Below are 16,639 nucleotides of genomic sequence, written 5' to 3' on the forward strand. Positions count from 1 at the left end.
CACGCCCGTGCACTCGTGTACGGGACAATGGTTCCTGTGACCTCTGCTACGGACCCCGCCCCGGCCACCCGGCACCTGCCCACCGCACCACGGCTGATCGCCACCGATCTGGACGGCACCCTGCTGCGCGACGACAAATCGGTCTCGGACCGTACGGTCGCGGCCCTGGCCGCCGCCGAGGAGGCGGGCATCGAGGTCTTCTTCGTCACCGGTCGGCCGGCCCGCTGGATGGATGTCGTCAGCGCCCATGTCCACGGCCACGGCCTGGCCATCTGCGGCAATGGGGCGGCCGTCGTCGATCTGCACGGCGTCGGCGACGGGCACCGCTTCGTGATGGTGCGGCCGCTGGAGCGGGCCGCCGCCCTCGATGTCGTCACACTCCTGCGGGCGGCTGTGCCCGGCACGTCCTTCGCGGTCGAGCGCACCGGCGGGTTCCACCACGAACTCGCCTATCCGCCGATGCACATGGATCCGGCAGCGAGCGTCTCAGCAGCCGAAAAGATCTTGGCCGAAGATGCCGACACGGCGGACCAGCCGGTGCTCAAGATGCTCGCGTTCCACCCTGAGCTGTCCCCCGACGACTTCCTCGCACTGGCCCGTGCGGCGATCGGCGAGCGCGCCGAGGTGACCCGGTCCAGCCCGACCGCGCTCCTGGAGATCAGCGGCGCCGGTGTCTCCAAGGCCTCCACGCTGGCCCTGTGCTGCGCCGAGCGCGGCATCTCGCCCGCCGAGGTCGTGGCCTTCGGCGACATGCCGAACGACATGGCGATGCTGAGCTGGGCAGGCACGTCGTACGCCATGGGCAACGCTCATCCCGATGTCCTCGCCGCCGCTTCCGGGCGTACCGTCGCCAACAACGAGGACGGTGTGGCCGTCGTGATCGAGCAGATCCTCAAGGCTCTCTGAGTCCGGCCGGTCTCCACAGCGCGCCGCCACCGCACTGCCTGGCGGCGCCGCCCCCGGCTCGGTCCTGTGTTTCACGTGAAACACACCTCGCGCACCACCCCTCGCTGTTTCACGTGAAACACCCTCAGAGCGGTGCCTCCCAGAACACCGTCGTCCCACCCCCGCCGTCCCCGAGGCCGGCACCGTACGAACTCGATCCGCCCAGCGCCTCCGCGCGCCGCTGGAGATTGCGCAGTCCGCTGCGGCGGCCGCCCGAGGGGATCCCGATCCCGTTGTCGGCGACCGTCAGCCGCACCCCTGGGCTGCCGTCCGGCAGTTGCGCGGTGGCGTCCACGACGACCTCGATACGGGATGCCTCCGCATGCCGGAAGGCGTTCGAGAGCGCCTCGCGCAATGCCGCGATGAGGTTCTTGCCGGTCAGCTCGCCAACCAGAGTGTCCACGGCGCCGAGGAAGCGGTGGGCGGGTTTGAAGCCCAGCGGCACGGCGGCCATGTTGATCTCCCGCAGTACGCGGGTGCGCAGTCCGGAGGGTGCCTCGGCCGGGCCTTGCTGGAGCGCGAAGATCGCAGTCCGGATCTCCTGGATGGTGACGTCGAGTTCATCCACCGCCTTGCCGATGCCGCCCTGCACCTCGGGCACCACGGACTTGCGCTGGGCACCCTCCAGCATCATTCCCGTGGCGAAGAGGCGCTGGATGACCAGGTCGTGCAGATCACGGGCGATCCGGTCACGATCCTCGTACACCGCCAGCCGTTCCCGGTCGCGCTGGGCCTCCGCCATCATCAGCGCGAGCGCGGCCTGCGAGGCGAACTGGCTGGCCAGGGTCCGCTCGGCCTCGGTGAAGGGGCGTCCGCCGCGCGCCCGGGGCGTGGCGAGCGCGCCGAGGACCCGGCCGCCGCTCTGCAACGGCAGCAGCATGCTCGGCCCGTACCGCTCCGACAGTTTGGTGATCATGCGCGGATCGGATGCGGCGTCCTCCACGAAGACCGCCTCGCCGGCCAGCAGAGTCGAGACGACCGGGCTCTCCGGCGGGATCACCACACCGAGCGTGGTGGCCTGGTCGTCGGCGGAGACGGCGACGATCTCCAGACCTCCCTCCTCGGCGGGCAGGAGCACTATTCCGGCATCGGAGTCCGCCAGGTGGCGGGCCTGTTCGGCGACGACCTCCAGGGCGTCGTCGGCGTCGCCGCCCGAGAGGAGAGCCGTGGTGACGGCGACCGAGCCGTCGATCCACCGCTCGCGCTGGCGCGCCGCCTCGTAGAGCCGGGCGTTGCCGATGGCGATCCCGGCCTCGGTGGCGAGCACCCGCACCATGTGCAGGTCGTAGTCGTTGAACTCGGCGCCGTTGTGCTTCTCGGTCAGATAGAGATTGCCGAAGATCTCGCCCTGGACGCGGATCGGGACGCCGAGAAAGGTGCGCATCGGCGGATGGTTCTGGGGGAGTCCGGCCGAACGCGGGTCGGCGGAGATCTCGGCGAGCCGCAGCGGCTCCGGATGGTGGATCAGCCAGCCGAGCAGCCCGCGATGGCCGTCGGGCAGGTGCCCGATGGCGTGGGCAACATCGTCGCCGACGCCGTACGTCACGAAGTCGGAGAGCCCCCTGCGCTCCTCGTCCACGACCCCGATGGCCGCGTATCGCGCGTCGGCGAGTTCGGCCGCCGTCTCGCAGATCCGGTCCAGGGTGGAGTGCAGTTCAAGGCCGGTGCCCACCGAGCGCATCGCCTCCAGCAACTGGGGCACCCGAGCGGTGAGCTCGGTGGAGAGCCCCTGCAGACTGCGGGTGGCCCGGGTCGCCGCTTCGAGCGGATCCTGATCCCTGCGGTCCAGGTCCTTGACGTCCTGGTGGCCCGTCGGTCTCTTCGGGTCTGGCGACAGTGACATGCCTTGAGACTAGTTAGTCCTATTTGGCGAGGAAAGTCGGGTACTGCGTGGCCTCGGTCTCGTGCTCCCGTTCCAGCATGCGCCGCAATGGCCCTTCGACCAGTGCGAGGTCCTCGTACGCACCGCGCTGCACGGTCCGTCCCTCATCGAGGACGACCACCTCGTCCACCGCTTCCAGGCCGCGCAGCCGGTGCGTGATCAGCACGGTCGTGCTGCCCTGGGTGGCGTCGAGCAGGTCTGCGGTGAGCGCGTCGGCGGTCGCCAGATCCAGGTGCTCGGCCGGCTCGTCCAGGACCAGCACCGGGAAGTCGGCGAGGAGTGCCCGTGCCAGTGCGAGGCGCTGGCGCTGTCCGCCGGACAGCCGTGCGCCGTGTTCGCCTACGAGGGTGTCGAGGCCGTCGGGCAACCCGTCGACCCAGTCGAGCAGGCGGGCCCGGTCCAAGGCGGCGCGCAGTTCGTCTTCGGTGCAGTCGGTGCGGGCGAGGCGCAGGTTCTCGCGCACGGAGCTGTCGAAGAGATGGGCGTCCTGGGCGCACAGTCCCACGAGCCGTCGTACGTCGTCGCCGTTCAGCAGGTTCGCATCGTCCCCGCCGATCTCGTACGTTCCGCTCCTGGCGTCCAGGAAGCGGAGCAGCACCTGGGCGAGGGTGGTCTTGCCGGATCCGGAGGTTCCGACGACGGCGACCCGCCTGCCCGGGGTGAGGCTCAGGGCGAAGTCGTGCAGCGCGTCCCGCTCCTGACCTGTGTACCGGGCGGACAGTCCGCGCAGCTCCAGCGGGAAGGGCGACGTGGGCGCGGCGAGAGCCGATTCCGGCTCCTGTACGGGCGCGGGCGCATCGAGCACCTCGTAGACCCGCTCCGCGCTGCGCCGCACCCGCTGGCGGGACTGCACGGCGAGCGGCAGCCCGGTCACTGCCTCGAAAGCGGCGAGCGGAACCAGGACGATCACCGCGAGCAGCACTCCGTCGAGGCGTCCGGCCGCGACCGCCTGTGCTCCGACCAGCGCCGCAGCCGCCACGGTGAGCCCGCAGACCAGCGCGGAGAGGCCGCCGCCGAGCGCGGTGGCGGCAGCGCCCCGCGAGGCGATCCGGGTCAGTGCCGAGTCGGCGTCCTTGACGTCGCGGGTGCGACGGTCGAGCGCGCCCGCGACGGTCAACTCGCCGGTACCGGTGAGCAGATCGGCCACCCGGGTGGCGAGCACCCCGCGCGCCGGGGCCAGCTGCCGCTCGGCCCGGCGTGCGCAGGCGCCGCTGACCAGCGGGACCACGATCCCCGCGACGAGGAGTCCGGCGGCGAGCACGGCGCCGGCCTCGGGCAGCAGCCAGGCGGTGAACCCGGCGCTCAGCACGGAAACGACGACGGCGACCCCGGCCGGAAGGGCCCATCGCAGCCAGTAGTCCTGGAGTTCGTCGACATCGGCGACGAGGCGGGACAGCAGGTCGCCGCGCCGGGTCTCGCGCAGCCCGGCGGGCGCGATCGTCTCCAGCCGCCGGTAGACCGCGACCCGCAGTTCGGCGAGCATCCGCAGCACGGCGTCGTGGGAGACGAGACGTTCGGCGTAACGGAACACGGCCCGCCCGATCCCGAAGGTCCGGGTCGCGGTGACGGCCACCATCAGATAGAGCACCGGCGGCTGCTGCGCGGCCCGTGAGATGAGCCAGCCGGATGTGGCCATGAGGCCCACGGCCGAGCCGAGAGCCAGCGCGCCGAGCAGCAGTGCGAGGGCGATGCGGCCGCGCAGCCCCCGGGCCGCGGCGCGGACCCTGGCGAGCGGGTTCCGGGCGACCGGGTCGGCACTCGTGGAGCTATCGCCAGGAGAGAACTCAACGAGCCCCGCCTTGAGCCCAGTTGGCACACTGACCGGCGCGCCCTGCACCGGAACTCGGGCCGTCGTTTCGGCGGGACGCAGCTCCACCACCCGGTCCGCGACCGCGAGCAGCGCCGGGCGATGCACGACGAGCAGGACCGTACGGCCCACCGCCAGCCTGCGCACCGCGTCGACGATGCCGGCCTCCGTCTCGCCGTCGAGCGCGGCCGTCGGCTCGTCGAGCAGCAGCACCGGCCGGTCGGCGAGGAAAGCGCGGGCCAGCGCGAGGCGTTGCCGCTGTCCCGCCGAGAGCCCCGCGCCGCCCTCGCCGAGGACCGTGTCCGCACCGCTCGGCAGGGCGGACACGAAGTCGTACGCTCCCGCGTCGCGCAGCGCGTCGAGCACCGCCGCATCGTCCGCGTCCGGCCTGGCAAGGCGTACGTTCTCCGCGATCGTCCCCGCGAAGAGGTGCGGTCGCTGCGGCACCCAGGCGATCCGCTCGCGCCACTCCGCCAGGGACAGCGTGGCCAGATCGGTGCCGGAGACGAGGATCCGGCCGCCCTCCTGCGGGGCGACGAAGCCGAGCACCGCGTTCAGGAGCGTCGACTTCCCGACTCCGCTCGGCCCGGTCAGCGCCACCGTCTCACCAGGCTCCACCACCAGGGAGGCGGCCGCCAGGGACGGTTCGCTCCGACCGTGGTGCCGCACGGTCACCGCGTCGGCTTCGATACGGACCGGACCGGCCGGCACCTTGCCCTTGCCGCCCTCGGGCAGCGGGGTCTCCAGGACGTCGAAGATCTCCTCCGCGGCCGAGAGTCCTTCCGCCGCCGCGTGGTACTGCGCCCCGACCTGGCGCAGCGGCAGATAGGCCTCGGGGGCAAGAACCAGGATCACCAGACCGGTGTAGAGGTCGAGGTCACCGTGGACCAGTCGCATGCCGATGCCGACCGCGACCAGCGCCACCGAGATCGTCGCGAGCAGTTCGAGGGCGAACGAAGAGATGAAGGCGATCCGCAGGGTCTTCAGCGTCGCTCTGCGGTAGTCCGAGGTGATCGCCCTGATCGACTCGGCCTGTGCCTTGGCGCGACCGAACACCTTCAGGGTGGGCAGCCCGGCGACCACGTCGAGGAAGTGTCCCGAGAGCCGGGAGAGCAGCCGCCACTGGCGGTCCATCTGCGACTGGGTCGCCCAGCCGATGAGCATCATGAACAGCGGGATCAGCGGCAACGTGACGACGATGGTCGCCGCCGACACCCAGTCCTCGGTGACGATCCGGGCGAGCACCGCCACCGGCACCACTACGGCGAGGCCCAGTTGCGGCAGATAGCGGGAGAAGTAGTCGTCGAGCGCGTCGACACCCCGCGTCGCGAGCGCGACCAGCGAGCCGGTGCGCTGGCCGCTCAGCCACTCGGGGCCGAGCCCCCCCGCCCGCTCCAGGAGCCGCCCCCGCAGCTCCGACTTGACCGCCGCGCTCGCCCGGTGGGCGGCGAGCTCCGTCAGCCAGGAGACCAGACCCCGCCCGACCGCGACCGCGGCCAGGAACAGCAGCGGAGTCCTCAACCCGGGCGCGTCATGACCGTGCTGGAAGGCCCCGACCACGACCTCGGCGATGAGCATCGCCTGGGCGATGATCAGCCCCGCGCCCACCAGACCGAGGGCCACCACCGCCGCCAGGAAGAAGCGGGTGGCACGGGCGTACCGGAGCAGACGCGGGTCGATCGGTTTCACGTGAAACATCCCCAACTGTTAGATCAGAGAAGGACCAGAGGGGTGTGTTTCACGTGAAACACACCCCGCCGAGGACCTTTGGAAGCCCTCAGAGGTCAGTGCGCATCGGCGATGTTCTTGGTGCCGATCCGCTTGCGGAACACCCAGTAGGTCCAGCCCTGGTAGAGCAGCACGATGGGGGTGGCGACGCCCGCACACCAGGTCATGATCTTCAGGGTGTACGGAGTGGACGAGGCGTTGGAGACCGTGAGGTTCCAGGCATCGTTCAGCGAGGACGGCATGACGTTCGGGAAGAGCGTCAGGAAGAGCGTCGCCACCGCAGCCACGACCGTGATCCCCGACAGTGCGAAGGACCAGCCCTCCCGTCCGGCCTTGATCGCCCCGATCGCCCCGACCAGCGCGAGTACGGCGATGACCATCGCGACCAGGCTCTTCGTGTCGCCGCGCGAGTCCTGGGTCCAGATCAGGAAGCCGAGCGCCAGCACAGCCGTCACCAGCCCCAGCTTGAACGCCAGCGCCCGGGACCGCTCCCGGATGTCACCGAGCGTCTTGAGCGAGGCGAACACCGCACCATGGAAGGTGAAGAGGAAGAGTGTGACCAGACCGCCCAGGATCGAGTACGGGTTGAGCAGGTCCCAGAAGTTGCCCACGTACTCCTTGTGCGCGTCGATCTTCACGCCGTGCACGATGTTGGCGAAGGCCACGCCCCACAGGAACGCCGGGATGAGCGAGGTCCAGAAGATCGCCTGCTCCCAGTTGCGCTGCCAGTTGTCCTCCGGCCGCTTGGCCCGGTATTCGAAGGCGACGCCCCGGATGATCAGGCAGACCAGGATGATCAGCAGCGGCAGGTAGAAGCCGGAGAAGAGCGTCGCGTACCACTCGGGGAAGGCGGCGAAGGTCGCGCCGCCGGCCGAGAGCAGCCACACCTCGTTGCCGTCCCAGACAGGGCCGATGGTGTTGATCAGGACGCGCTTCTCGGTGCGGTCCCTGGCCAGCAGCTTCGTCAGGACTCCGATTCCGAAGTCGAAGCCCTCCAGGAAGAAGTAGCCGATCCACAGGACGGCGATGAGTACGAACCAGACGTCGTGGAGTTCCATGCCTCGATCTCCTCAGCCTCAGTACGAGAAGGCCATCGGCCGGTCGGGGTCGCGGTCATCCCCGCCGATCTTGGTGGGCGGATTGAGGTCGGCCTCGGTGAGCTCGGGCGGTCCGGCCTTGACGTACTTGGCCAGCAGCCTGACCTCGATCACCGCGAGCACGGCGTACAGCGTCGTGAAGACGATCATCGAGGTGAGGACTTCGCCCTGCGAGACGCTGGGGGAGACCGCGTCCCTCGTGCGCAGCACGCCGTACACGACCCAGGGCTGGCGGCCCATCTCGGTGAAGATCCAGCCCCACGAGTTGGCGATCAGCGGGAAGCCGAGCGTCCAGACGGCGAAGAACCAGTACCACTTGGTCAGGCGGGCGCCGAGGGCCGTGCTCTTGAAGAGCACCAGGTTCGGCACTTCGTCCTCACCGGTCCGCATCCCCGGCGCCAGCATGAACTTCTTACGGGTCAGCCACAGTCCGACCAGGCCGATGACGAAGGACGTCATGCCGAAGCCGATCATCCAGCGGAAGCCCCAGAAGGTGACCGGGATGTTGGGCCGGTAGTCGCCGGGCCCGAACTTCTGCTGCTCCGACTTGTTCACGTCGTTGATGCCGGGAACGTAGGAGGAGAAGTTGCTGTCGGCGAGGAAGGACAGTATTCCGGGCACGGAGATCTCGACGTCGTTGTGGCCCTTGGCCACATCGCCGACGGCGAAGATCGAGAAGGGGGCGGAGTTCTGCCCGTCCCACAGTGCCTCGGCGGCGGCCATCTTCATCGGCTGCTGCTTGAACATGACCTTGCCTAGCGAGTCGCCGCTGACGGCCGTGAGCAGTCCGCCTATCACCAGCGTGACCAGACCGAGCCGCAGCGACGTGCGCATCACCGGGATGTGCTTCTTGCGGCGCAGATGGATGGCGGCGATTCCGACCATGAACGCGCCGCCGGTGAGGAAGGCCGCGGTCAGGGTGTGGAAGACGACGACGAGGGTGGTGTCCTGAGTGAGGACGTGCCAGAAGTCGGTGAGCTCCGCGCGGCCGGTGGCCTTGTTGAGCCTGTAGCCGACCGGGTGCTGCATCCAGGAGTTGGCCGCCAGGATGAAGTACGCGGAGAGCATGGTGCCGATGGAGACCATCCAGATGCAGGCACAGTGGATCTTCTTCGGCAGCTTGTCCCAGCCGAAGATCCACAGCCCGATGAAGGTGGACTCGAAGAAGAAGGCGATGAGGGCCTCGAAGGCGAGCGGCGCGCCGAAGATGTCACCGACGAATCGCGAGTAGTCGGACCAGTTCATGCCGAACTGGAACTCCTGGACGATGCCGGTGACGACGCCCATCGCGATGTTGATGAGGAAGAGCTTGCCCCAGAACTTCGTCGCCTTGAGGTACTTGTCCTTGCCCGTTCGCACCCAGGCGGTCTCCAAGCCCGCGACGAGTGCGGCGAGCGAGATCGTCAGAGGGACGAAGAGGAAGTGGTAGACGGTGGTGATACCGAACTGCCATCGCGCCAGGGTTTCCGGCGCCAGAGCCAGGTCCACGTCGTCACTCTCCTTACGTCGCCGTGGTCACAGCCGCAGTTTGCCCCTTTAATCCCACCGATCACGGGAGTAACGGGACACGCTTGTGAACGCGTTCACATTCACAAGCATTATGTCGTACACGCTGTCGGCTGCTTCAGGGGGGGTCCCCCTAAAACATGGACACCCCCTTCCCGGCAGATTCAACATCTTGTTGAATTCGGCGCCATGGAGAACCAGCTGCGCATCCGCATCTCATGGCCCGCGGGAAGCCTCACCGCGACACTCGAAGAAACCCCCACGAGCACGGCGCTCGCGGGGGCACTCCCGATCACTTCCACCGCCCACACCTGGGGCGAGGAGGTCTACTTCGACACCCCCGTCTCCCCCGCCCCGGAGCCGGACGCCCAACAGGTGGTGGAGCCGGGCACGGTGGCGTTCTGGACCGACGGCGACGCGCTCGCGCTGCCCTACGGCCCCACGCCGATCTCGCGCGGCGAGGAGTGCCGGCTCGCGAGCCCCTGCAACATCCTCGGCCGCATCGACGGCGACCCGCGGCTGCTCGCCACGGTCCGCTCCGGCGACCCGATCAGGGTCGACGCCCTCTGAGAGCCTGTGGCCACACCCCAGCCTGCGCGGCTGACGGGCCACAGACCCTGAGGCGCGTCAGATCTGCTTGCGGAAGCCCTCCGCGACCTTCAGGAACAGGTCGTTGGCCTCGTTCTCGCCGATCGTGACGCGCACTCCCTCGCCCGCGAACGGCCGGACCACGACGCCCGCCTCCTCGCACGCCGCGGCGAAGTCGACCGTGCGCTCCCCGAGGCGCAGCCAGACGAAGTTCGCCTGCGTCTCGGGCACGGTCCAGCCCTGCTTCACCAGGCCCTCGTACACCCGGGCCCGCTCGCACACCAACGCGCCGACGCGGCCCATCAGTTCGTCCTCGGCGCGCAGCGAGGCGACCGCCGCGTCCTGGGCGAGCTGACTGACGCCGAAGGGCACGGCCGTCTTGCGCAGCGCCGCTGCGACCGGCTCATGGGCGATCGCGAAGCCGACCCGCAGCCCGGCGAGCCCGTACGCCTTGGAGAAGGTGCGCAGGACCGCCACGTTCGGCCGGTCGCGGTAGATCTCGATGCCGTCCGGCACCTCGGCATCGCGGATGAACTCCCGGTACGCCTCGTCGAGCACCACCAGGACGTCGGAGGGCACCCGGTCGAGGAAGCGCTCCAGCTCGGCTCGGCGCACCACCGTGCCGGTCGGGTTGTTCGGATTGCAGACGAAGATCAGCCGGGTCCGGTCGGTGATCGCGTCGGCCATCGCGTCGAGGTCGTGCACCTCGCCGGCAGTCAGCGGCACCCGGACGGACTTCGCTCCACTGATCTGGGTGATGATCGGGTACGCCTCGAAGGAGCGCCAGGCGTAAATGACCTCGTCACCGGGGCCGGAGGTGGACTGGAGCAGCGACTGCGCCACACCCACCGAGCCCGTGCCGGTGGCCAGGTGCGCGACGGGAACACCGAAACGGTCGGCCAGCTCGTTCATCAATCCGGTGCATGCCATGTCCGGATAGCGGTTGAAGTTCCCCGCGGCCGTGATCGCGCTCTCCATCACGCCGGGCAGCGGCGGGTACGGGTTCTCGTTCGAGGAGAGCTTGTAGGCGACCGGGCCGTCGGACGCCGCGGGCTTGCCGGGCTTATAGGTGGGGATGCCGTCCAGCTCGGCGCGCAGCTTGGGGCTCGTCTCGCTCACCGCAGGTCCTCCTCGACCGTTCCGTGCACGTACTGCGCGCGCCGCCGCGGACAGCCGCGTACACATCCAATACTCCTCACCTTATGAGGATTCGGCTTCCCTGCGAATAGCGGGCGAGAACCGGTTCCCGGCGGGCGCGCGGGGAGGGGGAGCGCCGCTGTTGTGGCCGCACGCCGGTGGCCCGCGCCGTGGCGCGCATCACCCATGAGGGTGAGTTGAGACCTCTTCGAGACATCGGGCAGTTGTCAGCCGCGTACGGGTCGACAACCTTCACCACAACGTCAATTGCCCCAACCCCCTTGCATATAAAGGCCATTAGCAGCTTACGATCATGCAGAAACGTGCCTGTCAACGCGTGCATATGCACCAGGGCCAACCGCCTGTCATCGCCCTACTATCGGCTCGCCATGACAGCAGCAGGGAAGCACCAGGTGAGCCGGTCGACCGGTCGCCGGCTGGGGCGGGCGGGCATTCGGGACGTGGCCGCCGCCGCCGGTGTCTCCATCACGACCGTCTCCGACGCGCTCAACGGCAAGGGGCGGCTCCCCGACGCCACCCGCCGACACGTCCGCGAGGTCGCAGACCGGCTGGGCTATCGCCCATCCGCGGCGGCCCGCACGCTCCGTACCGGAAAGTCGGGCCTCATCGGCCTGACCGTGACGACCTACGGGGATGAACCTTTCACCTTCACCGAATTCGCGTACTTCGCCGAGATGGCGAGAGCCGCGACCTCGGCCGCGCTAGCCCGCGGCTACGCCCTTGTCATCCTGCCCGCCACCTCACGCCGCAGCCCGGCGGACGTCTGGTCGAACGTCGCCCTCGACGGCACCGTCGTCATCGACCCCTCCGACCAGGACCCCGTCGTCACCGAACTCGTACGCCAAGGTCTTCCGGTCGTCTCCGACGGCCGCCCGGCGGGCTCCCTGCCCGTCACGGCCTGGGTGGACAACGACCACGAGGCCGCCGTGCTCGGCCTGCTCGACCATCTCGCCGCCGCCGGCGCCCGCCGGATCGGCCTGCTCACCGGAACCACCACCGACACCTACACCCGGCTGTCCACCGAGGCCTACCTCAGCTGGTGCGAACGCGTCGGCCAGGACCCGGTGTACGAGTCCTACCCGGCCCACGACCCCTGTGCGGGCGCCGTCGCGGCCGACCGGCTGCTCGCCCGCCCGGACCGGCCCGACGCCGTGTACGGCCTCTTCGACCCCAACGGCACCGACCTGCTCGCCGCCGCCCGGCGGTACGGACTGCGGGTGCCCGAGGACCTGCTCCTCGTGTGCTGCAGCGAGTCCACCGTGTACGCCACCACCGAACCGCCCATCACCACGCTCTCGCTCAAACCGCGCCGCATCGGCACGGCCGTCGTCCAGCTCCTCATCGACGCGATCGAAGGGATCGACAACGGTCACCCGATCGAGCAGGTGATACCGACCGAACTGATCGTGCGGACGTCGTCCCAGCGCCGTCCGCCGCGCACCACGGTCAGCCCGCCGCGCTCCCCGGCCAAGGACCAACCCGGGCCGAACTAAGGAGTGATCCGCGGCCGGTCGGCGACCGCCGACCGGCCGGTGTGGGATTGAGGGCCGGTCGAATCACCAGGATCAGCCCGGACCAGACCCCCACATTCGGGGCATAACGACCTGTGAACGCCACCCGCACCCGGATTGACCACCCCTGGTGCGTCACAGAGCATGAAGCTCATTCCTATGATGGGCGCACGACACCACGGATCCCCTCCCGACCTGGAGGCTCCTACGGTGTACGGCGGCGCGACGGTGGTGGAGGGGTCGATGACTCAGGGGGCCGGTCAGGGACCCGTGCGGACGGAGACGTTGCGTGACTTCCGGGTGCCGCCGTACGCGCAACAGGCCCCTGCGCCACACCCGGAGGAAACGGCTGCCCCGCCGGAGCCGATGGCGCCGGTGTTCCACCAGGAGCCAGCGGACCGCCACCCGGAAGCACCCGCGCCGCTCACGCAGCCTCCGGCACCCGGCGGGGCCACCCGTCCGGGTGATGAACCCTCCGAGGACTACACGCCGACCGCCCGCGACCTCCCGGTGATCAACCGGGGGGACACCCTGCGGCTGCCGACGGTCGAGCCCGTCGCCCCGCAGGCGCCGGACGGACCCGGCCCCCTGTACGTCGTCGGCGACGTCCACGGCTACCTCGACGAACTCCTGGCCGCCCTGCGCGAGCAGGGCCTCATCGACGAGTCGGGCAACTGGGCCGCGGGCACCGCCCGCCTCTGGTTCCTCGGCGACTTCACCGACCGGGGACCCGACGGCATCGGCGTCATCGACCTGGTGATGCGGCTCTCCGCCGAGGCAGCAGCCGCCGGCGGCTACTGCAAGGCCCTCATGGGCAACCACGAGCTGCTGCTCATCGGCGCCAAGCGGTTCGCCGACACCCCGGTCAACTCCGGCGCGGGCACCGCCACCTTCCAGGCCGCCTGGCTGCTCAACGGCGGCCAGAAGGCCGACATGGACCGGCTCCAGGACGTCCACCTGCAGTGGATGTCCCGGCTCGACGCCATCGAGCAGGAGGACGACCACCTGCTCATGCACTCCGACACCACCGCCTATCTGGAGTACGGCGACTCCATCGAGGCCGTCAACGACACCGTCCACGCCATCCTCAACCGGGGTGACGCCGACGAGTGCTGGGACCTGTTCCGCAAGTTCACCAAGCGCTTCGCGTTCCGCGACGACGCGGGCCCGCAGGCCGCCCGCGAACTGCTCTCGGCATACGGCGGACAGCGCGTGGTGCACGGCCACAGCCCGATTCCGTATCTCCTCGGCGAGGTCGGCACCGAGGACGGCGAGGAGGACTCGCGCCCGGTTGTGGAGGGTCCGCACGTGTACGCCGACGGTCTCGCCATCGCCATGGACGGCGGCGTGACCATGGCCGGAAAACTGCTGGTCCAGCAACTTCCGTTGCATGACTGACGGTTGATGGGGAAGCCGTTCCGCAAAGCGCCGGGTATGCCATTTACGGAAACACCCTGTCACCCCGTGCCGTAGCGGCTCTACCATCGGGTTATTCGTAGCAGGCTCTCCTCCGTTTCCGCCCAACTGCCCGTTCGTCAGGCGGGCTTCCCGGCCCTACGGAGCATCGGGGGATGCACATGAACAGCGCTCCGCACCTGCTGGCCGAGGACCGCCCGGAGTTCGAGCGGATCCTCGACGAGGCACTGCGCACCGCGCATGAACGGCCCGAGCTGTCCGGTATCGGCGACCGCCTCAACGCCGTGCAGCTGCGCACCATGGTGCTCGCCGCCGGGATCTTCATCACCGAGCGGGCGAGCGCCGAGTACGAGCACTACGTCGCGGCGCGCGAAGAGCTGCGCGCGCCGTCCGGCAAGGGAGACGCCGGCCGCGGCTCCGACCTGGTGTCGGCGGCCGGCGAGGCACTGGAGCCCTCGGGCGCGGGCATCGGCGCCGTCGTCACCGTACTGGCCCCGATACTCGCGGGCACCGCCGCCGCGATCTTCCTGCTGGTCGGCTACATCCTGAAGATGCTCAACCCGCAGCCCGCTTTCGCCGACACCATGCTGACGGCCGGCTGGTTCTTCGGCGCGCTGACCGCCGCCGCCATACTGGCCGCAGGCATCGGCCTGCTGCTCACCGCGCTGCGCAACGGCGCGACCCAGGTCGTGGCCATCGACGAGGACAGTGAGGCGGACGCGCCCGACGAGCGCACCCAGGAGGTCGCCCGCGCCCGCGAGGCCTGGCGCCACGCCCTGCTGGAACGCGGCATCTACCCTTTCCTGCGTGACGCGCTCGCCGACCCGAGCATCGACCCCGGCGCCCCGACCCCGCGCCGCCCCATGGGCCGCATCCCCACCCTCGGCTACGACCGCCCGGGATTCGACAGCCCCGACGAAGGCGCCTCCCCCAACAGCCACCCCAGCTTCACGAGCCCCGACTTCACCAGCCCCGACTTCGGTGGGCCGGAGCACCAGCCGGACTGAGCGGCCAACGGCCGGACCGGGTGTTTCACGTGAAACACCCGGTCCGGTACGTCAGTCGGCGAGGGGCAGGTACACCCGGTTCCCGCTCGCCGCGAACTCCGCCGACTTCTCCGCCATCCCGGCCTCGATCTCATCGGACTTCAGATCGCCGCCGTGCTCGCGCCTGATGTCCTGCGAGATCTTCATCGAGCAGAACTTCGGACCGCACATCGAGCAGAAGTGCGCGGTCTTGGCCGGCTCCGCGGGCAGCGTCTCGTCATGGAACTCCCGGGCGGTGTCCGGGTCGAGGGCCAGGTTGAACTGGTCCTCCCAGCGGAACTCGAACCGGGCGTCCGAGAGCGCGTCGTCCCACTCCTGCGCACCCGGGTGCCCCTTGGCCAGGTCCGCCGCGTGCGCGGCGATCTTGTACGTGATGACGCCGGTCTTCACGTCATCGCGGTTGGGCAGGCCGAGGTGCTCCTTGGGCGTGACGTAGCAGAGCATCGCGGTGCCCCACCAGGCGATCATCGCCGCACCGATGCCGGAGGTGATGTGGTCGTAGGCGGGCGCCACATCGGTGGTCAGCGGCCCCAGGGTGTAGAACGGGGCCTCCTCGCAGATCTCCTGCTGGAGGTCGATGTTCTCCTTGATCTTGTGCATCGGGACGTGCCCGGGGCCCTCGATCATCGTCTGTACGTTGTGGCGCTTGGCGATGGTGTTGAGCTCCCCGAGCGTGCGCAGCTCCGCGAACTGCGCCTCGTCGTTGGCGTCCGCGATGGAACCCGGCCGCAGGCCGTCGCCCAGCGAGTACGTCACGTCGTACGCCGCGAGGATCTCGCAGAGCTCCTCGAAGTTCTCGTACAGGAACGACTCCTTGTGGTGCGCCAGGCACCAGGCCGCCATGATCGAGCCGCCGCGCGAGACGATGCCGGTCTTGCGGCGGGCGGTCAGCGGCACGTACCGCAGCAGTACACCGGCGTGGACCGTCATGTAGTCGACGCCCTGCTCGGCCTGCTCGATGACGGTGTCCTTGTAGATGTCCCAGGTCAGTTCCTCGGCGCGGCCGTCGACCTTCTCCAGCGCCTGGTACAGCGGCACGGTGCCGATGGGGACGGGGGAGTTGCGCAGCACCCACTCGCGGGTGGTGTGGATGTTGCGGCCCGTGGAGAGGTCCATGACCGTGTCCGCGCCCCACTGGGTGGCCCACGTCATCTTGTCGACCTCCTCCTCGATGGAGGAGGTGACCGCGGAGTTCCCGATGTTCGCGTTGACCTTCACCAGGAACCGCTTGCCGATGATCATCGGCTCGATCTCGGGGTGGTTGATGTTGGCGGGCAGCACCGCGCGGCCCGCCGCGATCTCCTCGCGGACGACCTCGGGGGAGACATTCTCGCGAATCGCGACGTACTCCATCTCCGGGGTGATCTCCCCGCGGCGCGCGTACGCGAGCTGGGTGACGGCCTGGCCGCCGCGGCCCCGGCGGGGCTGGCGCGGACGGCCGGGGAAGACCGCGTCGAGGTTCTTCAGGCCCCCACGCGGCGAGGTGTGCTTGATGCCGTCGTCCTCGGGGCGGACCGGGCGGCCCGCGTACTCCTCGGTGTCGCCGCGCCCGATGATCCAGTTCTCCCGGAGCGGGGCGAGGCCGCGGCGGACGTCGGTCTCGACGTCCGGGTCGGTGTACGGCCCCGACGTGTCGTAGAGCGTCACGTCCTTGCCGTTGGTGAGGTGCACCTGGCGGACCGGTACCCGGAGGTCGGGGCGCGACCCCTCGACGTACCCCTTGTGCCAGCCGATGGACTTCCCGCTCTCCTCAGTGCTGGAGGCAGGCGTGCGTGCATCCTGAATGGTCATGAGACCTACTCCCTACGCCGGCATTACCCGGTAACAGGTTCGGCGGTCGGCGCAGCCTGTTCCGTACGGTTCGTACGGCTTTCAGCGCCCTCTCAGCCCGGTGCTCCGAGCTCCCGCGTGTGCAAAGGTGTCACCACGCTAGCGTCATCACTGGCGCGCTGAAC

At 69.5% G+C, this 16,639-nt stretch carries 11 protein-coding genes and 1 riboswitch; of the genes, 5 read left to right on the top strand and 6 right to left on the bottom strand.

Going from position 1 to position 16,639, the window contains the following annotated elements; genetic code table 11:
* Nucleotides 1–27: 27 nt before the first annotated feature.
* Entirely contained in the window at nt 28–906 is an 879-nt protein-coding gene (locus ACIQ8J_RS14280) for a Cof-type HAD-IIB family hydrolase (RefSeq protein WP_403269282.1), read from the top strand.
* Nucleotides 907–1,030: 124 nt separating this feature from the next.
* On the opposite strand, the gene ACIQ8J_RS14285 is transcribed toward ACIQ8J_RS14280, so the two are convergent.
* The 4 genes from ACIQ8J_RS14285 to ACIQ8J_RS14300 all read right to left on the bottom strand — a co-directional run bounded on the left by ACIQ8J_RS14285 (nt 1,031) and on the right by ACIQ8J_RS14300 (nt 8,947).
* Entirely contained in the window at nt 1,031–2,788 is a 1,758-nt protein-coding gene (locus ACIQ8J_RS14285; RefSeq protein WP_403269285.1) for a GAF domain-containing sensor histidine kinase, read from the bottom strand.
* Between the two features lie 19 nt (nt 2,789–2,807).
* Nucleotides 2,808–6,332, bottom strand: a complete 3,525-nt coding sequence (gene cydD / locus ACIQ8J_RS14290) for a thiol reductant ABC exporter subunit CydD (protein WP_403269287.1) — start codon at nt 6,330–6,332, stop codon at nt 2,808–2,810.
* 86 nt (nt 6,333–6,418) lie between these two features.
* A complete protein-coding gene (gene cydB / locus ACIQ8J_RS14295) occupies nt 6,419–7,420 on the bottom strand; it encodes a cytochrome d ubiquinol oxidase subunit II (protein ID WP_403269289.1) in 1,002 nt (333 codons plus the stop codon).
* Nucleotides 7,421–7,438: 18 nt separating this feature from the next.
* Nucleotides 7,439–8,947 carry a cytochrome ubiquinol oxidase subunit I gene (locus ACIQ8J_RS14300; RefSeq protein WP_403269292.1) on the bottom strand — a complete coding sequence of 503 codons (1,509 nt, stop codon included), beginning with the start codon at nt 8,945–8,947 and terminating at the stop codon, nt 7,439–7,441.
* Nucleotides 8,948–9,154: 207 nt separating this feature from the next.
* On the opposite strand from ACIQ8J_RS14300, the gene ACIQ8J_RS14305 reads away from it, so the two are divergent.
* Nucleotides 9,155–9,535: a cyclophilin-like fold protein gene (locus ACIQ8J_RS14305; RefSeq protein ID WP_403269295.1), complete on the top strand. Its 381-nt coding sequence runs from the start codon at nt 9,155–9,157 to the stop codon at nt 9,533–9,535.
* A gap of 57 nt (nt 9,536–9,592) precedes the next feature.
* On the opposite strand, the gene hisC is transcribed toward ACIQ8J_RS14305, so the two are convergent.
* Complete coding sequence (gene hisC, locus ACIQ8J_RS14310; protein WP_403269297.1) at nt 9,593–10,672, bottom strand: histidinol-phosphate transaminase; 1,080 nt, start codon at nt 10,670–10,672, stop codon at nt 9,593–9,595.
* Nucleotides 10,673–11,079: 407 nt separating this feature from the next.
* On the opposite strand from hisC, the gene ACIQ8J_RS14315 reads away from it, so the two are divergent.
* From ACIQ8J_RS14315 to ACIQ8J_RS14325, 3 genes are all read left to right on the top strand, one after another.
* Nucleotides 11,080–12,204, top strand: coding sequence for a LacI family DNA-binding transcriptional regulator (locus ACIQ8J_RS14315; RefSeq protein WP_403269299.1), 1,125 nt, complete (start codon nt 11,080–11,082; stop codon nt 12,202–12,204).
* Between the two features lie 261 nt (nt 12,205–12,465).
* Entirely contained in the window at nt 12,466–13,620 is a 1,155-nt protein-coding gene (locus ACIQ8J_RS14320; RefSeq protein ID WP_403269301.1) for a metallophosphoesterase, read from the top strand.
* 173 nt (nt 13,621–13,793) lie between these two features.
* The gene (locus tag ACIQ8J_RS14325; protein ID WP_403269304.1) at nt 13,794–14,645 is read left to right on the top strand and encodes a hypothetical protein; all 852 of its coding nucleotides are present in this window, start codon (nt 13,794–13,796) and stop codon (nt 14,643–14,645) included.
* A 51-nt stretch (nt 14,646–14,696) separates the two neighbouring features.
* Here ACIQ8J_RS14325 and thiC read toward each other — a convergent pair whose 3' ends face one another.
* Nucleotides 14,697–16,475 (bottom strand): phosphomethylpyrimidine synthase ThiC, encoded by a 1,779-nt coding sequence (gene thiC / locus ACIQ8J_RS14330; RefSeq protein ID WP_403269307.1) that lies wholly within the window; start codon nt 16,473–16,475, stop codon nt 14,697–14,699.
* Nucleotides 16,468–16,602, bottom strand: a riboswitch (TPP riboswitch). Its footprint overlaps the gene before it by 8 nt.
* Nucleotides 16,603–16,639 lie beyond the last annotated feature (37 nt).

It is taken from the genome of Streptomyces sp. NPDC094147 (assembly GCF_044764265.1).
In the GTDB taxonomy this organism is placed as follows: Bacteria; Actinomycetota; Actinomycetes; order Streptomycetales; family Streptomycetaceae; genus Streptomyces.

Excerpts from the sequence above, each read along its gene's own strand:
- ACIQ8J_RS14280 (WP_403269282.1), top strand. The coding sequence starts at position 28 with ATGGTTCCTGTGACCTCTGCTACGGACCCCGCCCCGGCCACCCGGCAC.
- ACIQ8J_RS14285 (WP_403269285.1), bottom strand. The coding sequence starts at position 2,788 with ATGTCACTGTCGCCAGACCCGAAGAGACCGACGGGCCACCAGGACGTC.
- cydD (WP_403269287.1), bottom strand. The coding sequence starts at position 6,332 with ATGTTTCACGTGAAACCGATCGACCCGCGTCTGCTCCGGTACGCCCGT.
- cydB (WP_403269289.1), bottom strand. The coding sequence starts at position 7,420 with ATGGAACTCCACGACGTCTGGTTCGTACTCATCGCCGTCCTGTGGATC.
- ACIQ8J_RS14305 (WP_403269295.1), top strand. The coding sequence starts at position 9,155 with ATGGAGAACCAGCTGCGCATCCGCATCTCATGGCCCGCGGGAAGCCTC.
- ACIQ8J_RS14315 (WP_403269299.1), top strand. The coding sequence starts at position 11,080 with ATGACAGCAGCAGGGAAGCACCAGGTGAGCCGGTCGACCGGTCGCCGG.
- ACIQ8J_RS14320 (WP_403269301.1), top strand. The coding sequence starts at position 12,466 with ATGACTCAGGGGGCCGGTCAGGGACCCGTGCGGACGGAGACGTTGCGT.
- ACIQ8J_RS14325 (WP_403269304.1), top strand. The coding sequence starts at position 13,794 with ATGCACATGAACAGCGCTCCGCACCTGCTGGCCGAGGACCGCCCGGAG.
- thiC (WP_403269307.1), bottom strand. The coding sequence starts at position 16,475 with ATGACCATTCAGGATGCACGCACGCCTGCCTCCAGCACTGAGGAGAGC.